18 protein-coding genes and 1 pseudogene are annotated in these 17,595 nt (G+C 48.1%); 14 read left to right on the forward strand and 5 right to left on the reverse strand.

The genetic code is table 11. The features are described from left to right. Positions 1–15: 15 nt before the first annotated feature. The gene (gene rsxA / locus Q8L79_RS16245) at positions 16–597 is read right to left on the reverse strand and encodes an electron transport complex subunit RsxA (protein ID WP_305273386.1); all 582 of its coding nucleotides are present in this window, start codon (positions 595–597) and stop codon (positions 16–18) included. 363 nt (positions 598–960) lie between these two features. Here rsxA and nifL point away from each other — a divergent pair, with 363 nt between their 5' ends. The 5 genes from nifL to Q8L79_RS16270 all read left to right on the forward strand — a co-directional run bounded on the left by nifL (position 961) and on the right by Q8L79_RS16270 (position 5,025). After that, positions 961–2,577: a nitrogen fixation negative regulator NifL gene (nifL, locus tag Q8L79_RS16250; protein WP_305273388.1), complete on the forward strand. Its 1,617-nt coding sequence runs from the start codon at positions 961–963 to the stop codon at positions 2,575–2,577. Next, a complete protein-coding gene (gene nifA / locus Q8L79_RS16255; protein ID WP_305273390.1) occupies positions 2,570–4,111 on the forward strand; it encodes a nif-specific transcriptional activator NifA in 1,542 nt (513 codons plus the stop codon). Before nifL ends, nifA begins: the two co-directional genes overlap by 8 nt. Before the next feature lie 16 nt (positions 4,112–4,127). Next, a complete protein-coding gene (locus Q8L79_RS16260) occupies positions 4,128–4,388 on the forward strand; it encodes a hypothetical protein (RefSeq protein ID WP_305273393.1) in 261 nt (86 codons plus the stop codon). Positions 4,389–4,462: 74 nt separating this feature from the next. Further along, positions 4,463–4,696, forward strand: coding sequence for a DUF433 domain-containing protein (locus Q8L79_RS16265; RefSeq protein WP_305273395.1), 234 nt, complete (start codon positions 4,463–4,465; stop codon positions 4,694–4,696). Further along, on the forward strand, positions 4,693–5,025 hold the full coding sequence (locus Q8L79_RS16270; protein ID WP_305273397.1) for a DUF5615 family PIN-like protein: 333 nt from the start codon (positions 4,693–4,695) through the stop codon (positions 5,023–5,025). Before Q8L79_RS16265 ends, Q8L79_RS16270 begins: the two co-directional genes overlap by 4 nt. A 147-nt stretch (positions 5,026–5,172) precedes the next feature. Here Q8L79_RS16270 and Q8L79_RS16275 read toward each other — a convergent pair. Further along, positions 5,173–5,483 (reverse strand): annotated as a pseudogene (locus tag Q8L79_RS16275) (transposase); the annotation flags it as partial. A gap of 128 nt (positions 5,484–5,611) precedes the next feature. Here Q8L79_RS16275 and Q8L79_RS16280 point away from each other — a divergent pair. After that, positions 5,612–6,451, forward strand: a complete 840-nt coding sequence (locus Q8L79_RS16280) for a VacJ family lipoprotein (protein WP_305273399.1) — start codon at positions 5,612–5,614, stop codon at positions 6,449–6,451. Positions 6,452–6,617: 166 nt separating this feature from the next. Here the strand turns inward: Q8L79_RS16280 and Q8L79_RS16285 are convergent, their stop codons facing one another. Both Q8L79_RS16285 and Q8L79_RS16290 read right to left on the reverse strand, forming a co-directional pair. Continuing rightward, a complete protein-coding gene (locus tag Q8L79_RS16285; protein WP_305273401.1) occupies positions 6,618–7,001 on the reverse strand; it encodes a type II toxin-antitoxin system VapC family toxin in 384 nt (127 codons plus the stop codon). Further along, positions 6,998–7,258 (reverse strand): hypothetical protein, encoded by a 261-nt coding sequence (locus tag Q8L79_RS16290; RefSeq protein ID WP_305273404.1) that lies wholly within the window; start codon positions 7,256–7,258, stop codon positions 6,998–7,000. The genes Q8L79_RS16285 and Q8L79_RS16290 overlap by 4 nt, the downstream gene beginning before the upstream one ends. 280 nt (positions 7,259–7,538) lie before the next feature. Between Q8L79_RS16290 and nifB the strand changes: the two genes are divergently transcribed. The 8 genes from nifB (at position 7,539) to Q8L79_RS16330 (ending at position 15,310) form a co-directional block, all read left to right on the forward strand. Beyond that, on the forward strand, positions 7,539–9,029 hold the full coding sequence (nifB, locus tag Q8L79_RS16295) for a nitrogenase cofactor biosynthesis protein NifB (protein WP_305273407.1): 1,491 nt from the start codon (positions 7,539–7,541) through the stop codon (positions 9,027–9,029). A gap of 184 nt (positions 9,030–9,213) precedes the next feature. Further along, entirely contained in the window at positions 9,214–9,492 is a 279-nt protein-coding gene (locus Q8L79_RS16300) for a 4Fe-4S dicluster domain-containing protein (protein WP_006892577.1), read from the forward strand. Positions 9,493–9,506: 14 nt separating this feature from the next. Beyond that, the gene (locus Q8L79_RS16305; RefSeq protein WP_305273410.1) at positions 9,507–9,929 is read left to right on the forward strand and encodes an ArsC/Spx/MgsR family protein; all 423 of its coding nucleotides are present in this window, start codon (positions 9,507–9,509) and stop codon (positions 9,927–9,929) included. Continuing rightward, a complete protein-coding gene (locus tag Q8L79_RS16310) occupies positions 9,922–11,205 on the forward strand; it encodes an FprA family A-type flavoprotein (RefSeq protein WP_305273413.1) in 1,284 nt (427 codons plus the stop codon). Before Q8L79_RS16305 ends, Q8L79_RS16310 begins: the two co-directional genes overlap by 8 nt. 29 nt (positions 11,206–11,234) lie before the next feature. After that, the gene (locus Q8L79_RS16315) at positions 11,235–11,522 is read left to right on the forward strand and encodes a 2Fe-2S iron-sulfur cluster binding domain-containing protein (protein ID WP_305273415.1); all 288 of its coding nucleotides are present in this window, start codon (positions 11,235–11,237) and stop codon (positions 11,520–11,522) included. 237 nt (positions 11,523–11,759) lie between these two features. Beyond that, a complete protein-coding gene (locus tag Q8L79_RS16320) occupies positions 11,760–12,110 on the forward strand; it encodes a 2Fe-2S iron-sulfur cluster binding domain-containing protein (protein ID WP_300484183.1) in 351 nt (116 codons plus the stop codon). 2 nt (positions 12,111–12,112) lie between these two features. After that, a complete protein-coding gene (locus Q8L79_RS16325) occupies positions 12,113–12,688 on the forward strand; it encodes a nitrogen fixation protein NifQ (RefSeq protein WP_305273420.1) in 576 nt (191 codons plus the stop codon). Positions 12,689–12,925: 237 nt separating this feature from the next. Beyond that, entirely contained in the window at positions 12,926–15,310 is a 2,385-nt protein-coding gene (locus Q8L79_RS16330) for a methyl-accepting chemotaxis protein (protein ID WP_305273422.1), read from the forward strand. Between the two features lie 689 nt (positions 15,311–15,999). On the opposite strand, the gene Q8L79_RS16335 is transcribed toward Q8L79_RS16330, so the two are convergent. Continuing rightward, entirely contained in the window at positions 16,000–16,728 is a 729-nt protein-coding gene (locus Q8L79_RS16335; protein WP_305273424.1) for a hypothetical protein, read from the reverse strand. Between the last annotated feature and the right edge of the window lie 867 nt (positions 16,729–17,595).

Genomic DNA, 17,595 nt, shown 5'->3' on the forward strand with positions numbered 1-17,595 from the left:
TTTATTTCCTGTAAATTATTTACTGTAGAGTCCTGCAAAACCCATAAATGCCAGCGATAAGATACCGGCGGTAATAAACGCAATCGGCGTGCCTGCAAACAACGGAGGAACCGCCATTAACGCCAAGCGTTCCCGCAAGCCCGCAAAAAGCACCATCACCAGCGTAAAGCCGAGCGCAGAACCGAAACCGAAAATCATGCTTTGCATAAAGCCGTATTGCTCTTGCACATTTAACAGCGCCACGCCCAAGACCGCGCAATTGGTAGTAATCAGCGGCAGGAAAATACCCAGTATCTGATACAGCACCGGACTGGTTTTATGCACCACCATTTCGGTGAACTGCACCACAGCGGCAATCACCAGGATAAAGGCGAGTATGCGTAAAAACTGGATATTAAAAGGCGCTAAAATAAAATGTTCCAGCATCCAGCTGGTCATCGCAGCTAAGGTCAATACAAAGGTGGTTGCCAAACCCATGCTCAATGCCGAATCCAGTTTTTTGGAAACCCCCATAAACGGACACAGCCCGAGAAATTTAACCAGAACCACGTTGTTGACCAGAGCCGTGCCTAATAAAAGTAGAAGATATTCACTCACTGTTTTTTCCAGGCTGTTTTAAGGGCTATTCTGTTTATCAGATCAAAGCATCAATTATGCCAATTCGATAATTGTGCCGACACAGCAAGTTTGTCGCCCTAGCTCTCTGCGCAAAACCTCCCAAATCAGTGCATAAAAACTGTTACAAGTAATACATACCGACATCGATAAAAATATTTTGTCGTAAACCTTACAATGTCTTATGATCCATTAACCCGCTTACTTCGTAGTCTTGCATTACAAACAAGGTTGGAGCATGACAGATTGAGTTATCAGCAAGACACTTGTATTAATGTTGGCTTTATATTTGCTAGGTAATTTTATAAAGCTACCTTAAAGCACTCTCACCTCCGGCCATAACACATGAAAAAAACTTCATTGCGATTTTTACAGACGCATACCAACATGGCGAACGTCATCGGAGAACTTGCACCTGATTTATTCGGTGAAGGTTATGGCGACAAGATGCTGTACAGCTTGTTTGCCGAAACGGTTGAACAGGTGCCGATAGCCATTTCCATTACCGATAAAAAAGCCAAAATTCTTTATGTTAATCAAGAATTTTGCAGAGTCACCGGTTACCGGCCTGAAGATATTCTGGGCGAAAACGAATCGTTATTATCGGACAAACATACCCCTAAAGAGGTGTACCACGATTTATGGCGCACCATCAGCAGCAAGAAAATATGGCGCGGCACCTTATGTAACCGGCATAAATCCGGCCAGCGTTATCTCTCTGATTTGACCATTGCCCCGATGTTAAATGAAACCGGGGCCATCACTCATTACATCGGCATGCATCGGGATATTACCCAAGCGTACGAATCCGAAAAAAAGGTCATCAACCAAAAACTCTTGATCGAGTCGGTCATTAATTCATCGCCTATCGCCATGGTTGTACTTGACGATCAGGACAGGGTTATTTTAGATAACCATAACTATAAAGCACTGGTCAGCGATCTTGATAAAGGCGAGCCTGCAACTTACTTTTTACGCTTGCTGCGGGAGGAAATGGGCGATTTATGGTCGCAGTTGCAAAGCAGGGAACAGGGCTTTAATAACCGTGAGTTTAAAGTAGAAAGCAAGGGCAGCCAGAGAACCCGTTGGTTTTCGTGCGCCGGAAACTGGTTTATCGAAAATGAAGTCAATGCCGACGCCTTTTTTGAGAATGCATCCAAACAGTACCTGATACTGACCTTAACAGACATCACCCGGCAACGCAGGCAAATGGAAGAGCTGCATATTCAGACCTTAAAAACCATTATGGCTGAAGATGAACGGGTGCGCGGCATCAGGGAAACCTTGCTGGGTGCGATGCACCAAATTCAAATGCCGATGAATCAAATCAGGGCAGCCGAGCAAATTTTAAAACACAAGCGCGACGATCAACACGCCGGTCTGTTGCAAATCCTGCAGCAGATTCAGCAGTCCGGGGAAGAAGCGGTCGCGACCATGCAAAAATGCATTCCCGAGATTCTGCAAACAGCCGTTATTCCGGTTAACATTAATCAGATTCTGCATGAAGTGCTGTTACTCAATAACCAACGAATCTGTAGTAACGACATAGAGGTCCATTGGCAACCCTTGTCAAAATTGCCGACCATGCTGGGCTCCGAAAACCGCCTGCGCATCTTATTCAAGCAATTAATAGACAATGCGATTGAAGCCATCTGCGAGTCGAATAGTGCGGAACAACGGCTTAAGATCACTACCGATACCGATGCCGATTTGATTTATGTCAGCATTGAAGACAGCGGCGCAGGCATTCCGGTTGAAAAACGCGCCAAAGTATTCGAACCTTTCTATACCACGCGCGCCATGGGCGGCAACCAGGCCGGTATGGGACTGGTGATGGCAAAGGAGATTGTCAACCAGCATCAGGGCTTTATTGAAATAGATCCGGATTACGATCAAGGATGCCGGTTCAAAATCAGTTTTCCTCTGCACAGACAGGTATTTAAGGGGGTGGAGAATGGCTGAGCGTATACAACTGATCGAAGCTGAACTTGATACTTTGTATATCATCAGTCAGGTATTAAACAGCACCCACGATTTGCACGCCAAATTACAGGCGGTTTTGGAGATACTGCACAAACGGTCGGGCATGCGCTCCGGCATGATAACGCTGCGGGAAATTGAAAGTAACAGCATGATTGTCAGCGTCGTCCACACCAACGGCGCAGGTAAATTTACCGAGCCGGTCAGGTACAATCCGGGCGAAGGCTTGATGGGAGCCATACTGGACGAAGGCAGCACCATCGTCATTGAAAAAGTGTCTGAAGAACCGCGTTTTTTAGGCCGCCTGGGTTTGTACGATCCCGAACTGCCGTTTATCGGCTCGCCCATCTACATAGAAGAAGGCGACACCATCGGCGTGCTGGCCGCCCAACCGGATAACAGCCTGTTTCTGGGCGAGCGCGCCCGCTTTATGGAGATGATTGCCAACCTGATCGCGCAAAGCGTCAAAATGCTGCGGGTCATCGAACGCAAACAGCGTCATTTGCTCAGCGAACGCGATCAACTCAAACAAGCGCTGATCAAGAACTACAGCTTCGAGAACATCATCGGCCACTCGCCGCCGATGTTAAAAGTGTTCGATTTAATCCGCCAGGTTGCAAAATGGAATACCACGGTATTAATCCGCGGCGAATCGGGCACCGGTAAAGAAGTCGTCGCCAATGCAATTCACTTTAACTCGGGCTGCGCCAGCGGACCTTTTTTAAAGCTCAATTGCGCCGCCCTGCCCGATACCTTATTGGAATCCGAATTATTCGGCCACGAAAAAGGCGCGTTCAGCGGCGCGGTCAGCCAACGCAAAGGCCGTTTTGAACTGGCCGATAACGGCACCCTGTTTCTCGATGAAATCGGTGAAATTTCCGCGTCGTTCCAGGCCAAACTGCTGCGCGTATTGCAGGAAGGTGAATTTGAACGGGTCGGCGGCACCCAAACCATCAAGGTTAATGTCCGCATCATTGCAGCAACCAATCGCAATCTTGAAGAAGAAGTGACGGAAGGCGCGTTCAGGGAAGATTTGTATTATCGCCTTAATGTCATGCCGGTCTTCATGCCCGCATTACGCGACAGGACCGAGGACATTCCGGAGTTATCCGAATTCCTGCTCGGCAGAATCTCGCAACAGCAAGGCGGCCGACCCTTGGAAATCAAGGAAAGCGCGATACGCATATTAATGAAGCACAACTGGCCCGGCAACGTCCGCGAACTGGCAAACCGGCTGGAGCGCGCCGCGATTATGAGTCAAAACGGCATCATCGATCGCGACGTGATGGTCAGCACCGGTCTTGAAGACGAAATCGGCACGGCTATCAGTCATAAACCGCAAAAAGCACCCGCGATTGATTTTAATGATGAAAACATGGACGACCGGGAACGGGTCATTGCCGCGTTGGAGCAAAGCGGCTGGGTACAAGCCAAAGCCGCCCGCCTGCTGAATATGACGCCCCGGCAAATCGCTTACCGGATTTTGACCTTGGATATTACTATGAAGCAAATTTAAAGAGTTTGGAGCCGCAATGACTATTTTATATGTGCAACACGATTATGCCGTCTTCGGCTTTGGTGAAACCAGGCATGCAGCCATCGTTATGGCAGCCGAATGGCTAAAAGATGAAACCGGCAAACAAGGCTGTTCAGTCGATTATGCGGAAAGCTTATTGGTAACCTCGCCCAAACCCGGACAAATGACGCTCTACCAAACCGATGAACACATCCCCGGCGATGCGGAAAACTGGGGAGGGGAAGAGCTTTTGGATTGGTATTATGATGTAGCTTGAGGTGGGTTGTTATCCCATTTATTAATCAACGGGATATAATGTAATTCAACCGAACCCCAAGTGAGTACAAAGCCATGAGCATTGATTATCACAACATGATTACCATTGAACCCGGCAAACGTAGCGGCAAGCCATGCATCAGAGGTTTACGGATTACCGTTTATGATGTGCTTTCCTGGCTCGCCGATGGCATGAGCCGTGCTGAAATTGTCGAAGACTTCCCGGAATTAACGGATGACGATATTACCGCCTGTCTGCAATTTGCCGCCGATAGGGAGCGGCAATCTGTAATCATCAAAGCGTTATGAAGCTATTGCTTGATGAAAACCTATCGCGGCGAATCGTACCATTCATCCAAGACAGCTACCCCGGTTCAACTCAGGTGACTTTGATCGGTCTGGAGCATGTCAATGATAATGTCATTCGCCAATATGCCATTGATAACGACTACATCATCGCTACTCAGGATGCAGATTTTTATGAAATGGGCCTGATTCATGGGCAACCTCCCAAGATTGTCAGGCTCAAGATGGGCAATCATTCGAAAACGACGACTATCAAAACCTTGCTAGACAATAAGCAAGCCATTGAACAAGCTTTAATTATCGACAATAAAGGCTGTATTGAGATTGTATAGTCTTGTTGGCTGGACAACAGCTCTTTGTTGCCCAACTTTCCGATGTCCGATGACGTCACTGGGGTGGGTAAACCCGAAATTCATTCCCATATTAAAGCTTCGAAATGTTGGGCATAAAAAGCATGCCCAACCTACAGGGCTAAAGGGCTTCAGGGCCAATGCGGACAAGCCGGTTTTGTCTTCGCTGATCGAGTAGATCACCAAGAACCAAACCGTCAACACCAGATGATTGCTCTGAAACAAAGTGCCGGAAATCAGCGAGGCTTGCAACCGACAGTCCTGGCATTGAAATGTCTTGCGGGCTCCAACATGAAGTAGATAATGCTTCGCCTGACCGCAGGGACAGGGTAAGTCCTGAGGCCAGCGAGCCTGTTCCGGCGCATCCTCGCATTGCGCCTCGGTACCAAACCGTTGCAGAAATATAAGCCTGGCTGGTATTGAATCCGATTCATCACCATAATAGGGTACTCCTCGGTGGGTTGGCGACCATTTTACGCTTTATAATTAAGCCTGTTGGTTACCATTAAAACTGGTTGGAGAAGCTTTCTCAGCAGGAAAACTTTTACCAAAGCGCAAGGAACCCCTCATGAATAGGCAAAAAACCACCTTTACTAAACTTACATTATTAACATTCACCATAGCGGGCATGACGCTAACGGGTTGTGCCACCACTACACTTAAGGAGGCTGACCAAGACGATCCTTGGCAAGGATGGAATAAAAGCACGCAGTCTTTTAACGATAGCTTCGACAAACACGTATTAAAGCCGCTTGCTGTAGGCTATTTGAACGTTACCAATGACACCGTTGATGATAGTGTAACTAATTTTTTCAGCAATGTTAATGACATAGGTGTCACCATCAATGATATTTTGCAGTTTAAATTGCTGCAAGGTGGCATGGACATCAGCCGATTTATTATCAATACCACTGCCGGGGTCGGAGGTATTTTTGACTGGGCCAGCAAAATTGATCTACCCAAACACAATGAAGACTTTGGTCAAACCTTAGGCTTTTGGGGGGTGCCGTCCGGCCCTTATTTGGTACTGCCATTTATGGGTCCCAGTTCGCCCAGAGATACCGTAGGGTTAATTGGTGATGTCTTTATGGACCCTATAACCTATGTTTCCATCTTCGGCGGTTTTGCAGGTACTGCCGCATCAGGGGGTACCAGTGTCCTGGATGCAACGGATTATCGTGCCGGCGTAATGACATCGGAAAAAGTGGTTGATGAAGCAACCAATGGCGATCGCTACTATTTTTTAAAAAGCTCCTATCAGCAACATCGTGAATATCTGATTCACGACGGTAATGTGCCGCATGAAGTAGACCCTTTAGATTCTGACGAAAGCGGTATGGATGACTCTGAAAACACTGGCAACGGTTCGAAAACCGAGGATAAAAAAGGCAGTGGTACAGCCAGATAGGATGAGTTGTAAGCGGTGGGCAACTCTTTTCTGCCCGCCCTACTCGGCTGATTAACGTACATATTACCTACGACAAGGTCACGTATTATGTACGATAGCCTTTAAGGTTCGACAACGTCTTTTCGTTGCCTAACAAAATTGGGTGGGCCACTTACTTTCTCCTGAATCACCTAAACAGCAATCCCTTAATCTTGGTAAAGTGCTGATCCTTTGTATAAACCGGCATGCCTTGTTGAAAGGCGACAGCAGCAATCCAGATGTCATTGGTAGGGATCGGCGTTCCGTTATTTTTTAATTGGTCAAGAATCAAACAGTAATACTCAGCTGTCTGTTCATCAATACCGTATAACGCGACTCTGGGTGAATCAAGAAACTGGTTGAGTTCCTGTCGGTTGATTTTTTTTATTCCCGCCTTAAAACCGGAAAGCAGCTCGCCTATTGAGATTGCGGTAATGCCAATATGGGCGACTTGCCGAAGAGTCTCGATTATTTCGGTATCGCCCCGCATTGCATGAGAGTAGATATTGGTGTCAATCAATAGAGCGTTCATTGCCAAAGCTCATCGTCAATTTGGGATTCACTGTCAATTTTGCCCTGAATTTTTTGAAATTCGCTATCCGTCCACTTTCCAAAAAGAAAATCCAAGTCGTGGTATTCCTGAGTGAAATGCTTTTTTTTATGCAGCCCTGTATGCTCTTTCAATACATCAAGCACCAGTTGATTAACACTCTTTCCGCTTGCTTGCGCTTGTTGTTTAAGGGTTGTTGCCAGATCGGGATCTATTCCGCGTATAGACAGGTTGCTCATGTTTGCTCCTTGTTATAAGTGAATGCAGCTTGCCAGCATATTATGAATGCGCTGGTAGTTTGTCAACAAGGCATAAAATTACAGTTATTTTTCCATCACCCAAGCTATTGTGCCATTCATAACAAAACCTAAAAATATGGCTGTTGCGTTTGCAACAATACTGCCTACCAGCTAAAACAATAACCATATAAATCAACGCCATCAAATAAAATACCGTCGTTGGCATAGCCTGTGCATTTGCTTTAGTAAGCTAGTAAACACAACTTACGAGGTCAATGCGATGCAATTACCAGTATTAAACGATGCCCCTGAGGCTAAAGGCGGCTGTGCAGCCAGTTCATGCGGTACAACCGACAATCAAATGGATTCATTGCCTGATTCGATACGGGAGAAGGTACAGAATCATCCGTGTTATTCGGAAGATGCCCATCATTACTTCGCCAGAATGCATGTTGCTGTTGCTCCGGCTTGTAATATCCAGTGCCATTACTGTAACCGTAAATACGATTGCAGTAATGAATCGCGTCCCGGCGTGGTTTCCGAAGTGCTGACGCCGGATCAGGCGGTTAAAAAAACCATGGCGGTGGCGGCTACTATTCCGCAAATGACCGTTCTAGGTATCGCCGGCCCCGGCGATCCGTTAGCCAATCCCGAACGTACGTTTGAAACGTTCCGCCGTTTAAGCGAAGAAGCGCCGGACATCAAATTATGCGTATCAACGAACGGTCTTGCGCTGCCCGATTCGGTAGAGGAATTATCCAAGCACAATATCGATCACGTCACTATCACGATTAATTGCGTTGACCCTGAAATCGGCGCGAAGATTTATCCGTGGATTTACTGGAACAATAAACGCATTACCGGCGTAAAAGCCGCAAAAATCCTGATTCAACAACAGCAAAAAGGCTTGGAAATGCTGATTGCCAAAGGCATTTTGGTTAAGGTCAATTCGGTGATGATTCCCGGTATAAACGATCAGCATTTGGCGGAAGTAAGTCGCGTGGTTAAATCCAAAGGCGCATTTTTGCACAACGTGATGCCGCTGATTGCCGAAGCCGAACATGGCACTTTCTATGGCGTGATGGGGCAACGCGGCCCTACCCCCGATGAACTGCAAGACCTGCAAGATAGCTGTTCCGGCGATATGAATATGATGCGCCATTGCCGTCAATGCCGCGCCGATGCGGTGGGCTTGTTGGGCGAAGATCGGGGCGACGAGTTTACGCTGGACAAGATTGAAGAGATGGACATCGACTATCAGGCGGCAATGGAAAAACGCAAAGTGATTCATGTCGCTATACAGGCTGAGATGGACAGTAAACGTCTGGAAAAAGCCCAAAAGGCACAGCAACTTAAAGAAGAACCCAAGCTCACTACGCGCCCGGTATTGATGGCCGTAGCCACCAGTGGGCAAGGCGTGATTAACATGCACTTTGGTCATGCCAAAGAATTCCTGATTTATGAAGCCTCGCCGGACGGTGTGCGCTTTATCAGTCATCGTAAAGCCGATCAATATTGCGGCGGCGACAGCACCTGCGGCGACGGCGAAACCACTTTACAGCTGACTATCCGCGCTTTGGCAGGATGCGAAGCGGTATTGTGTTCCAAAGTCGGTTATGAGCCTTGGGAGCAACTTGAAGCGGCCGGAATTGCACCGAACGGCGAACATGCAATGGAACCCATCGAAGAAGCCGTGCTGGCTGTTTACAAAGAGATGGCGGCTGCGGGCAAGTTGGATGAGGCTAAAGATTCAGTTAGGGCCAGTGCGTAGGATAACTTAATCCCATAAGCATCAACTTAAAAACATATCACCACGAAGGCACGAAGTACACGAAGAAAAAACTAAGTTAAAAACTTCGTGTCTTCGTGGTGAATTAATCTGTCTAGTCGATGTGCATGTTGTTACCGCAGTCCACGGTTCACATTCCCACACGATAGTATTTTAGGAGCCTGTCATGGCAGTAAAAATTATTGAATCCTGCGTTAATTGCTATGCTTGCGAACCGGTTTGTCCAAGTAAAGCCATTTATGAGGCTAAACCGCATTTTTTGGTTAACAGCAAAAAATGCACCGAATGCGAGGGCGACTTCCCCGTTTATCAATGTGCCAGTATTTGCCCTATTGAAGGTGCGATATTGAATTCATTAGGCGAGCCCATTAACTTACCAGGCTCTTTAACGGGTATTCCGCCGGAAAGAATGGCGGAAGCAATGGCCGAGTTGCAGGGCCACTGATTGAGGACATCCTGATGGCTACTGTCACTTTCTACGAAAAACCCGGTTGCATCAACAATACCCGGCAAAAGAAATTGTTAGCCGCAGCGGGCCATGAAGTTGTGGCGCTGAATTTATTGACTGAAGCCTGGCAGCCTGAGCGCTTGCGCACTTTTTTCGGTAAATTGGCGGTACGCAATTGGTTTAATTACAGCGCCCCGGCCATCAAACAGGGCGAGATTGAACCTGACAACCTGACAGAGCATGAAGCCTTAGCGCTGATGGTGAAAAATCCGTTGTTAATTCGTCGCCCCTTAATGCAAGTCGGCGATAGAGTAATGGCCGGATTCGATCAGTACGCGGTCGATAACTGGATCGGCTTAAAAGAAATCCAGCCTCATCAGGATATAGAAAGCTGCCCTCGCCCGCTTGTACAAGCAAGCTGCGGTCATGAGTAAACCTCCGGTCTTAACGCTTGATGGCGTACCGCAAGCCGTCACGCTATCCGAACGCGTTCACTGGATAGGCGCGCTCGATCCGTCGCTGCGCACCTTTGACATCATCTTAAAAACCGCCAACGGCACCAGCTACAACGCTTACGTAGTCAGAGGCAGCGAAGGCGTTGCCATTATCGATACCGTCAAGGAAAATTTTGCCGATGATTTTTTTGCCCGTTTGGAATCGGTAGCGCGTTATGACGAGATTAAAGTCATCGTCCTGAATCATCTTGAGCCCGATCATACCGGCGCATTGCCCGAGCTGATGCGCCGCGCACCGCAAGCTCAACTTTACATTTCCCAGAAAGCGCAATCCATGCTCAAGGCACTGCTAAAACAGGATGCGTTCGATTTTACGCCGGTCTTTACCGGTGATCAGGTATCGCTGGGCGATCGCACTTTAACGTTTTTTCATACCCCTTATTTGCATTGGCCGGATACGCAATGCACTTATTTAATAGAAGAAAAAACCCTGTTTTCAGGCGATGTGTTCGGCTGCCATTTTTGCGATGCGCGGCTGTTTAACGATGAAGTCGGCGATTTCCGCTTTTCGTTTGAATATTACTACGCCCACATCATGCGGCCGTTTAAAGACTATGTAAATCGGGCGCTGGTCCTGATTGAACCTTTGCTGCCGCTCAATAAAATCCTGCCTGCGCATGGCCCGCTGTTACGCGACCAGCCGCAACGCTATGTCCAGCGCTATCGGGAATTATCAAAACCTGCTTTGGAAAGCGAAATCAGCGCAGGCGAAAAAACCCTGTTGATCTTTTATATCAGTTCCTACGGCAACACGCGGCGCATGGCCGAAGCCATTTATGAAGGCGCGATGGCGGTGGAGCATGTGCGCGTCTCTCTATACGATCTGGAAGGCAGTGAAATAGCGCCGTTTGTCGATTTAATAGAAGGTGCGGACGGCATCCTGTTCGGCACGCCGACCATTAACGGCGATGCGGTTAAACCGGTGTGGGATTTATTGTCCTCGCTGGCTGTCATCAATCTCAAATCGAAACTGGGCGGTGTTTTCGGCTCGTACGGCTGGACCGGGGAAGGCGTGAAAATGGTTGAAGATCGCTTACGCGGTCTCAAATTGCGTGTGCCCATTCCGGGCATACGCATTAAGTTAATTCCGACCGAAGAAGAAATCGAAATCTGTCGTGAATTCGGGCTTGAAATGGCACAGGATCTGATGGGTTTAAGACAACCCAAAGTGATCGATATGGCCGATCTTGCTTAGTATTTTTTTAACACATCAGGAGAGTAGCAATGGCGAAAGCGTCAATTACCTTTGAAGATATTAATGTCACCGTTTCGGCCCCTGCGGGCACCCGGGTGATCGAGATTTCCGAAAAGGTCGGTTCAGGTATTACTTACGGCTGCCGCGAAGGCGATTGCGGCACCTGCATTATGAAAGTATCCGAAGGCTGGAACAATCTGGCCGAGCCGTCTGTACTTGAAGATAAAGTCCTGCGCGAAAATATGGCCGGTAAACATAACCGGCTGGCTTGTCAGGCACAAGTGCTGGGCGGAACCATTAAGGTCCGGCCGGTTTAAAAAACATGTTTCTCGTTTCCATGCTTTTGCGTAATGCCGTTACGTAGGAGTGGGCCGCGCCCGCGACATTCCGGCAACGACTGCTGGATGGTCATGCATTGATCGCGGGCATGGCCTACTCCTACAAAACTTAACATAGATGGTGGCGCTTTCGCATGGTAATGCAGATAAGAATAACGTCGATGATTTCCCACGCGGAAACATGCGACAACACATCACACTCATAAGGGGTAAATCATGGCTTTAGTTACTTTTTCAAATCCCGAATACCGGGATAAAACCGTCTACGCCGTAGCCGGCAGTCATACCGAAACACTGCTGAAACTGGCCCGGGAAAACAAAATCCCGATCAATTACGAATGCGAAGATGGCGAATGCGGCACCTGCCTGGTAAAAGTCAGCAGTGTCGATCAAAAGCACCAACGCATGGGCGGCCCTTTAACCGAAAAAGAAAAAGAAGTGCTGCGCGTTAGCGGCAAAATCAGCAAAGATGAAATGGAGCAAATGATTGTCGACGATATACCGTCACCCTGGCGCTTGGCTTGCCAGATGATAGTCAGGGATGAAGATATTCTGGTCGAATATTAATCATGTCTGCCGTTCTCCAACTCCAGGATGACCGGGAGCAGATCTATGCCCGGCTAAAGCCCAAGTCCATGATCAGTCCTAATCATGAATGGCTGGCCTGCATGACGGCCAGTTGGTGTGCCGGGCAAGGCGTTTTGCCCGACACGATGGGGTTGGAGTCCGGCCAGTTTAATGAGCTAAAAAACCGTCTTTTTCCCGGCAGCAGCATTCCGGACCATGCGCCCTCGGGTAGCAAGCTGGACTTTAGCCGAATGCTGGAAAAAGATGATCTGGTTAACCTGCTCAAGCATTTCAGCAAGCCCGATATTATCGAAATAGACTGGATCATAGGCGTTATCGTAGCCGGCAGTCTGGGCAGCGATCATTTATGGCAGGATTTAGGCCTCTGGTCGCGTTCTCAACTGAGCGCCATGCTGCAATACAACTTTCCCGAATTGGCCGCAAAAAACGACAAGGACATGAAATGGAAAAAGTTCATATACAAGCAGCTTTGCGAAGCGGAAGGCTTGTACCTGTGTCGCGTACCTTCTTGCGAGGTCTGCATCGACTACCCCAAATGTTACGGCTCCGAAGAATAGCGCTTAATTTACAAATCAATATTCACGCTGATCCTGCACGGATGAGCACATTAAACATTTTACTTCATTGAAGCGGTCAACCAGTTCTCTGGCGACCCTTCTAATCGCTTGGGTTGGGCGACGAATACATCCTGCTACTTGATATTAGCGTGGTCGCCTTGGGTCATCAGTGCATCCGAAGATTCGGCATAGCCGGCACGTAACAATCCCAATCATAAATAAAAATAGGCGTGCATCATGTTAAATAAGATGAAAAATTCCGGTCTGTTAACGATCAAAATGCGTTTTACGATCATTTTGAGCACCTTGGTTATCGGTTTTTCGCTGTTCGGTTTCGCAACATTCAAAGCCATGAGCACACTTAATGTTAATGGCCCCCTTTATCAGCGCATCGTTCAGGGCAAAGATATTATTGCCGATGTCCTGCCGCCGCCTGAATACATCATCGAGTCCTATCTGGTAACGCTGCAATTAACCCAAGCCGCCGAACCTGCTGAAATCAGCGCTTTAGCGACGCGTTTTAAAATACTGAAAACCGAATACGAGTCCCGCCACAGTTATTGGTTAGGCCAAGCTTTGGAACAGGAGCTGCGTACTCCCCTGCTTGAAGCCTCTTACCGGGCGGCGCAAGACTTTTATGCCGAAGCCGACCATCATTTTCTGCCTGCCGTTCAGACAGGAGACCGCAGCGCAGCACTGACCAGTCTCCAAAAAATGCGCAACGCCTATGAACAACACCGCATCGCTATTGATAACGTGGTGCAGCTTACGACGGCTCGCAATGCAACGGATGAGACGCAAGCTCGAAACACGATCCACAGTTACGGTATCATCCTGATCGGCATTTTCGCTTTCAGCGTTGCCGCGGCCGTAGCACTAACAGCATTAATCAGTCGCGGCATTATTCGTCAATTGGGCGGCGAACCTGGCGATGTTGCCGATTTAGCCAGAAATATCGCCACCGGCAAACTCGATAATGCCATAGCGATTAAAGCAAACGATAACGGCAGTTTGCTGGCAACCATGAAAAATATGCAGCAACAACTGCTTGCGCGCATAACCGCGGATCGACGAATAGCCAACGACGCCCTGCGCATCAAGACGGCCCTGGACAGCATCAGCGCAAACGTGATGATCGCCGATAATGAGCGCACGATCATCTACATGAACCCGGCTGTGCATAACATGCTGCGACTGGCCGAAACCGACATTCGCAAGTCCATGCCGCATTTTGACTTCGACAAACTGCTGGGGGCGAGCATCGACTCTTTTCACAAAAATCCGGCGCATCAGCAAGAATTGCTGGCGCAGTTCAGTTCGACCTTACGAAGCGAGATTACTATTGCCGGACGCACTTTTTATCTGGTTGCCAGTCCCATCAATGACGAACGCGGCGAGAAACTCGGGGTGGTGGTGGAATGGAAAGATCGAACGGCCGAAGTCGGCATTGAGCAGGAAATCGCCAACGTAGTGGATGCTGCCGTGCAAGGCGACTTTACCCAACGCTTCGACTTACAGGGCAAGGAAGGTTTCTTCTGCGAACTGAGCGTCGGCATCAACCAACTGATGCAAACCAGCGAATCCGGTCTCACCGAAGTGGTGCGCGTACTTGAAGCCCTGTCCCGAGGCGATCTGACCGAAACGATTACCAACGACTATTCCGGCACCTTTGGACAACTCAAGGATGACTCCAATACAACCGTAGAAAAGCTTAAAGCGATTATTAACCAGATCAAAACCACCTCCGACAGCATTAACACCGCGTCTAAAGAAATCGCCGCAGGCAACAATGACTTGTCTCATCGCACCGAGGAGCAAGCCGCCAGCCTGCAACAAACCGCCGCCAGCATGGAAGAACTGACCTCCGCCGTACAGCATAATGCCGCAAACGCCCAACAGGCCAACCGGCTCGCCGTTGACGCGTCCGACATCGCGGGCAAAGGCGTAGAAGTGGTCGGCCAAGTGGTTACGACCATGAACGACATCAACCAGTCTTCACATAAAATCGGGGAAATTATCTCGGTGATTGACGACATCGCTTTTCAGACCAATATTCTTGCCCTCAACGCTGCGGTGGAAGCCGCCCGTGCCGGAGATCAAGGCCGGGGCTTTGCCGTGGTCGCCGTGGAAGTGCGCAATCTTGCGCAACGCGCCGCAACGGCCGCAGGGGAAATTAAAGACCTGATTCATGATTCGGTCGACAAAGTCTCGGGCGGCAGTAAGCTGGTTGCCCAAGCGGGACTGACAATGGAAGAAATCGTCAGCTCGGTGCGCGGCGTTACCGACATGATGGCCGAAATCACCGCCGCCTCCGCAGAACAAAGCTCCGGCATCGAACAGGTCAATCAAGCCATCGCTCAAATGGATAACGTAACCCAACAAAATGCGGCCCTGGTAGAACAAGCCGCAGCGGCAGCGGAATCGTTGGAAGAGCAGGCGCAAGGTTTGGCGGCCATAATGAGCAGCTTTAAAGTAGACGGCAACTCACGTAGTTCTGCCGGCTCTTTTTATGCGCTTCCCGCACGAAGAGAAATAACAGCGGCGGGGACAAATACGGCTAAAAACTCACCCGTCAAACAGAAACTACAACTTGCTGATAATCACGATTGGGAAGAGTTTTAATGCCATTTATTTGTAATAACTCCGGACTTGATGTGACAGTTTCTCAAATGAGTCTAAGCTGCATCAGGCATTGACTGTCTCGGTTCGACCCAAACCATCACGCGCCCAGATTTACAAATGCCAGCATACTCACGGAAAGCGGACAGCCGATTCTAGCGGATCAACTGGCACTACTAAAACTGACAGTCATAATGTTTTGGTGTTATAAAATCACTGTAAGCTAATAAAATATATGGTATTTTCATAATTGTATCGATGAAATACATTCTGTCGGCTCAGCGGATAAAAAACATCATGGTTTAGAACGCGCCTCATTAAGGCACCACAACGTGGTGCTCTCACCGATAATCCCCAAGAGCCGCGTCGATAGCCATTAAGGTTATTTGTATCCATCGAAATGATGATTCAACCAGATGCAAGGATCTCTGTTACCAATCCCAGATGATCTCGCAGATAGCCCTGAACATTAGACAAAACGATACCATCTGTCTAATCTCTGGCCTGATAATACTCTGGAAACAAATTAAACCGCCATTGCTGGCGGTTTTTTTATAGGCTTTTGAAAACTAGACAGACCTTATCGAAGGTTCAATACTTAGTAAGCAATTAATTTTAAAGCACAAATCCATCACGCAGCATGTCTATTCCCGCTTGAACTTTACACGCAATAACAATTAAGCGGCCTGGTATTAGTTACCCCCCTGACCGTGATTACCCACAAACTGGATACATTGCCCCTGATTTTTGAAATTGAATTTTGTGTGGCCGTCATTCTTGCATTGGTCTTTGGTAGTCGCGACCTCAGCCTTGTAAATACCGGATGAGCCATCGGAGAAATGGGCAAGGAATGCTAACTTATTGTAGTTTAATCCCTCGTGCCCCAAGGACAACTCTGTGATAGTTTTGCCGTCAAGTACGTCGCTCGTACCGATAACTTTTAGCAACGGATTATGTTTGACGTCTTCTCGATCGACATATATACCTCCTCCGTTATTGCTGTCAAAGCCATAGAAGGCAACCCAGTTGCCGCTGAGCGACGGATCCCCAAAGTTTGTAAATTTACCGGTGCCACCAGGAATGGGGGTGTTGGCATCAGCGATGACGTTGAGTACCTCCCCTATTCCTCCAGTATAGATACCGGACAGATCATTGCTATCGGAACCCCGGAAAGCGACTTTATCGCCATAGAGCGAAGGCCTGCCGAAGTTTGCAAAGTTTCCGGTACCGTCGGGAACGGGGGTGTTGATATCGACGGCAACGCTAAGGAGCTGGTCCATGGAATTAATGCCCGTCGTGTAGATGCCTTTCTCACTATTGCTGCTTGTACCCGCGAAGGCAACCAAGCTGCCGCTGAGCGACGGATCCCCGAAACTGATAAATTTACCGGTACTACCTGGAACCAAGTCGTCGGGGGTCACGACAGCGACTGGCGACGATCCGGCTACGTTATTGTTATAAATATAGATGCCCGCACTCTCAATAACACTCGAGTTAGTGTTAAACGCGACAAATCCCTCACTAACGGAAGGATTACCAATTGAGGTTGTGTGCAGTACGCGGGGTTACCTATGGGCGCTGGGGGACTGCAACTGTAGCTAAAGGCAGTGTTGAGTACCCCATTCGATCCTACTAGGAGACTAGATGAACGATAGTAACCATAAGAACTAGTATTTAGAAAAAATGCGACAGTCTCGTCGCTCAGTGAGACGTCGCCGCCGATACGAGTGCAAGAGCCTGGAGTAAAGCAAACGCCTCGTTTGATGTTGCTGATTGAACCATCTAAACTAGTGAAAATGCCAGATACCCCCGTTGGATATTGAAAAGCAATGAATGCGACCTCGTCATTACTGATAGCGGGTGTTTGAAAACTATAGAAACAATTGGTAGAAGTACAACTATCAGGATTGGCCAAAATTTCTGTTTCAGCGATTTTGGTAAAACTGACACCGATTGGAGCGGCCCAAACCTGGCCGGAAATGCCGAGGGTAAGACCCAGAGCTATTACGCTAGTAAGTAGTCCGTTCCTCAGGCATGAATACACTTCTTTACTTGGCAACGTGGTATTAAAAATGGAAGACTCGTATTTTCTTGATTTTTCGATTAACATGATTTTAATCCTCTAATTTAGTTGGGTTAATTTTTGAACATAGTTACTTGTTTTAAAAAGATAACCACCATCAATTGTGATTAAAAAATGTTACAACAGAACGCTTCTGTTATTTTGTTTCTATCTTCTTTTGGCCGATACCAGCCGCGTAGAGATCAGACAAGCTGTTTATGCCCGA

It is taken from the genome of Methylobacter sp., assembly GCF_030680395.1.
GTDB lineage: Bacteria > Pseudomonadota > Gammaproteobacteria > Methylococcales > Methylomonadaceae > Methylobacter_A.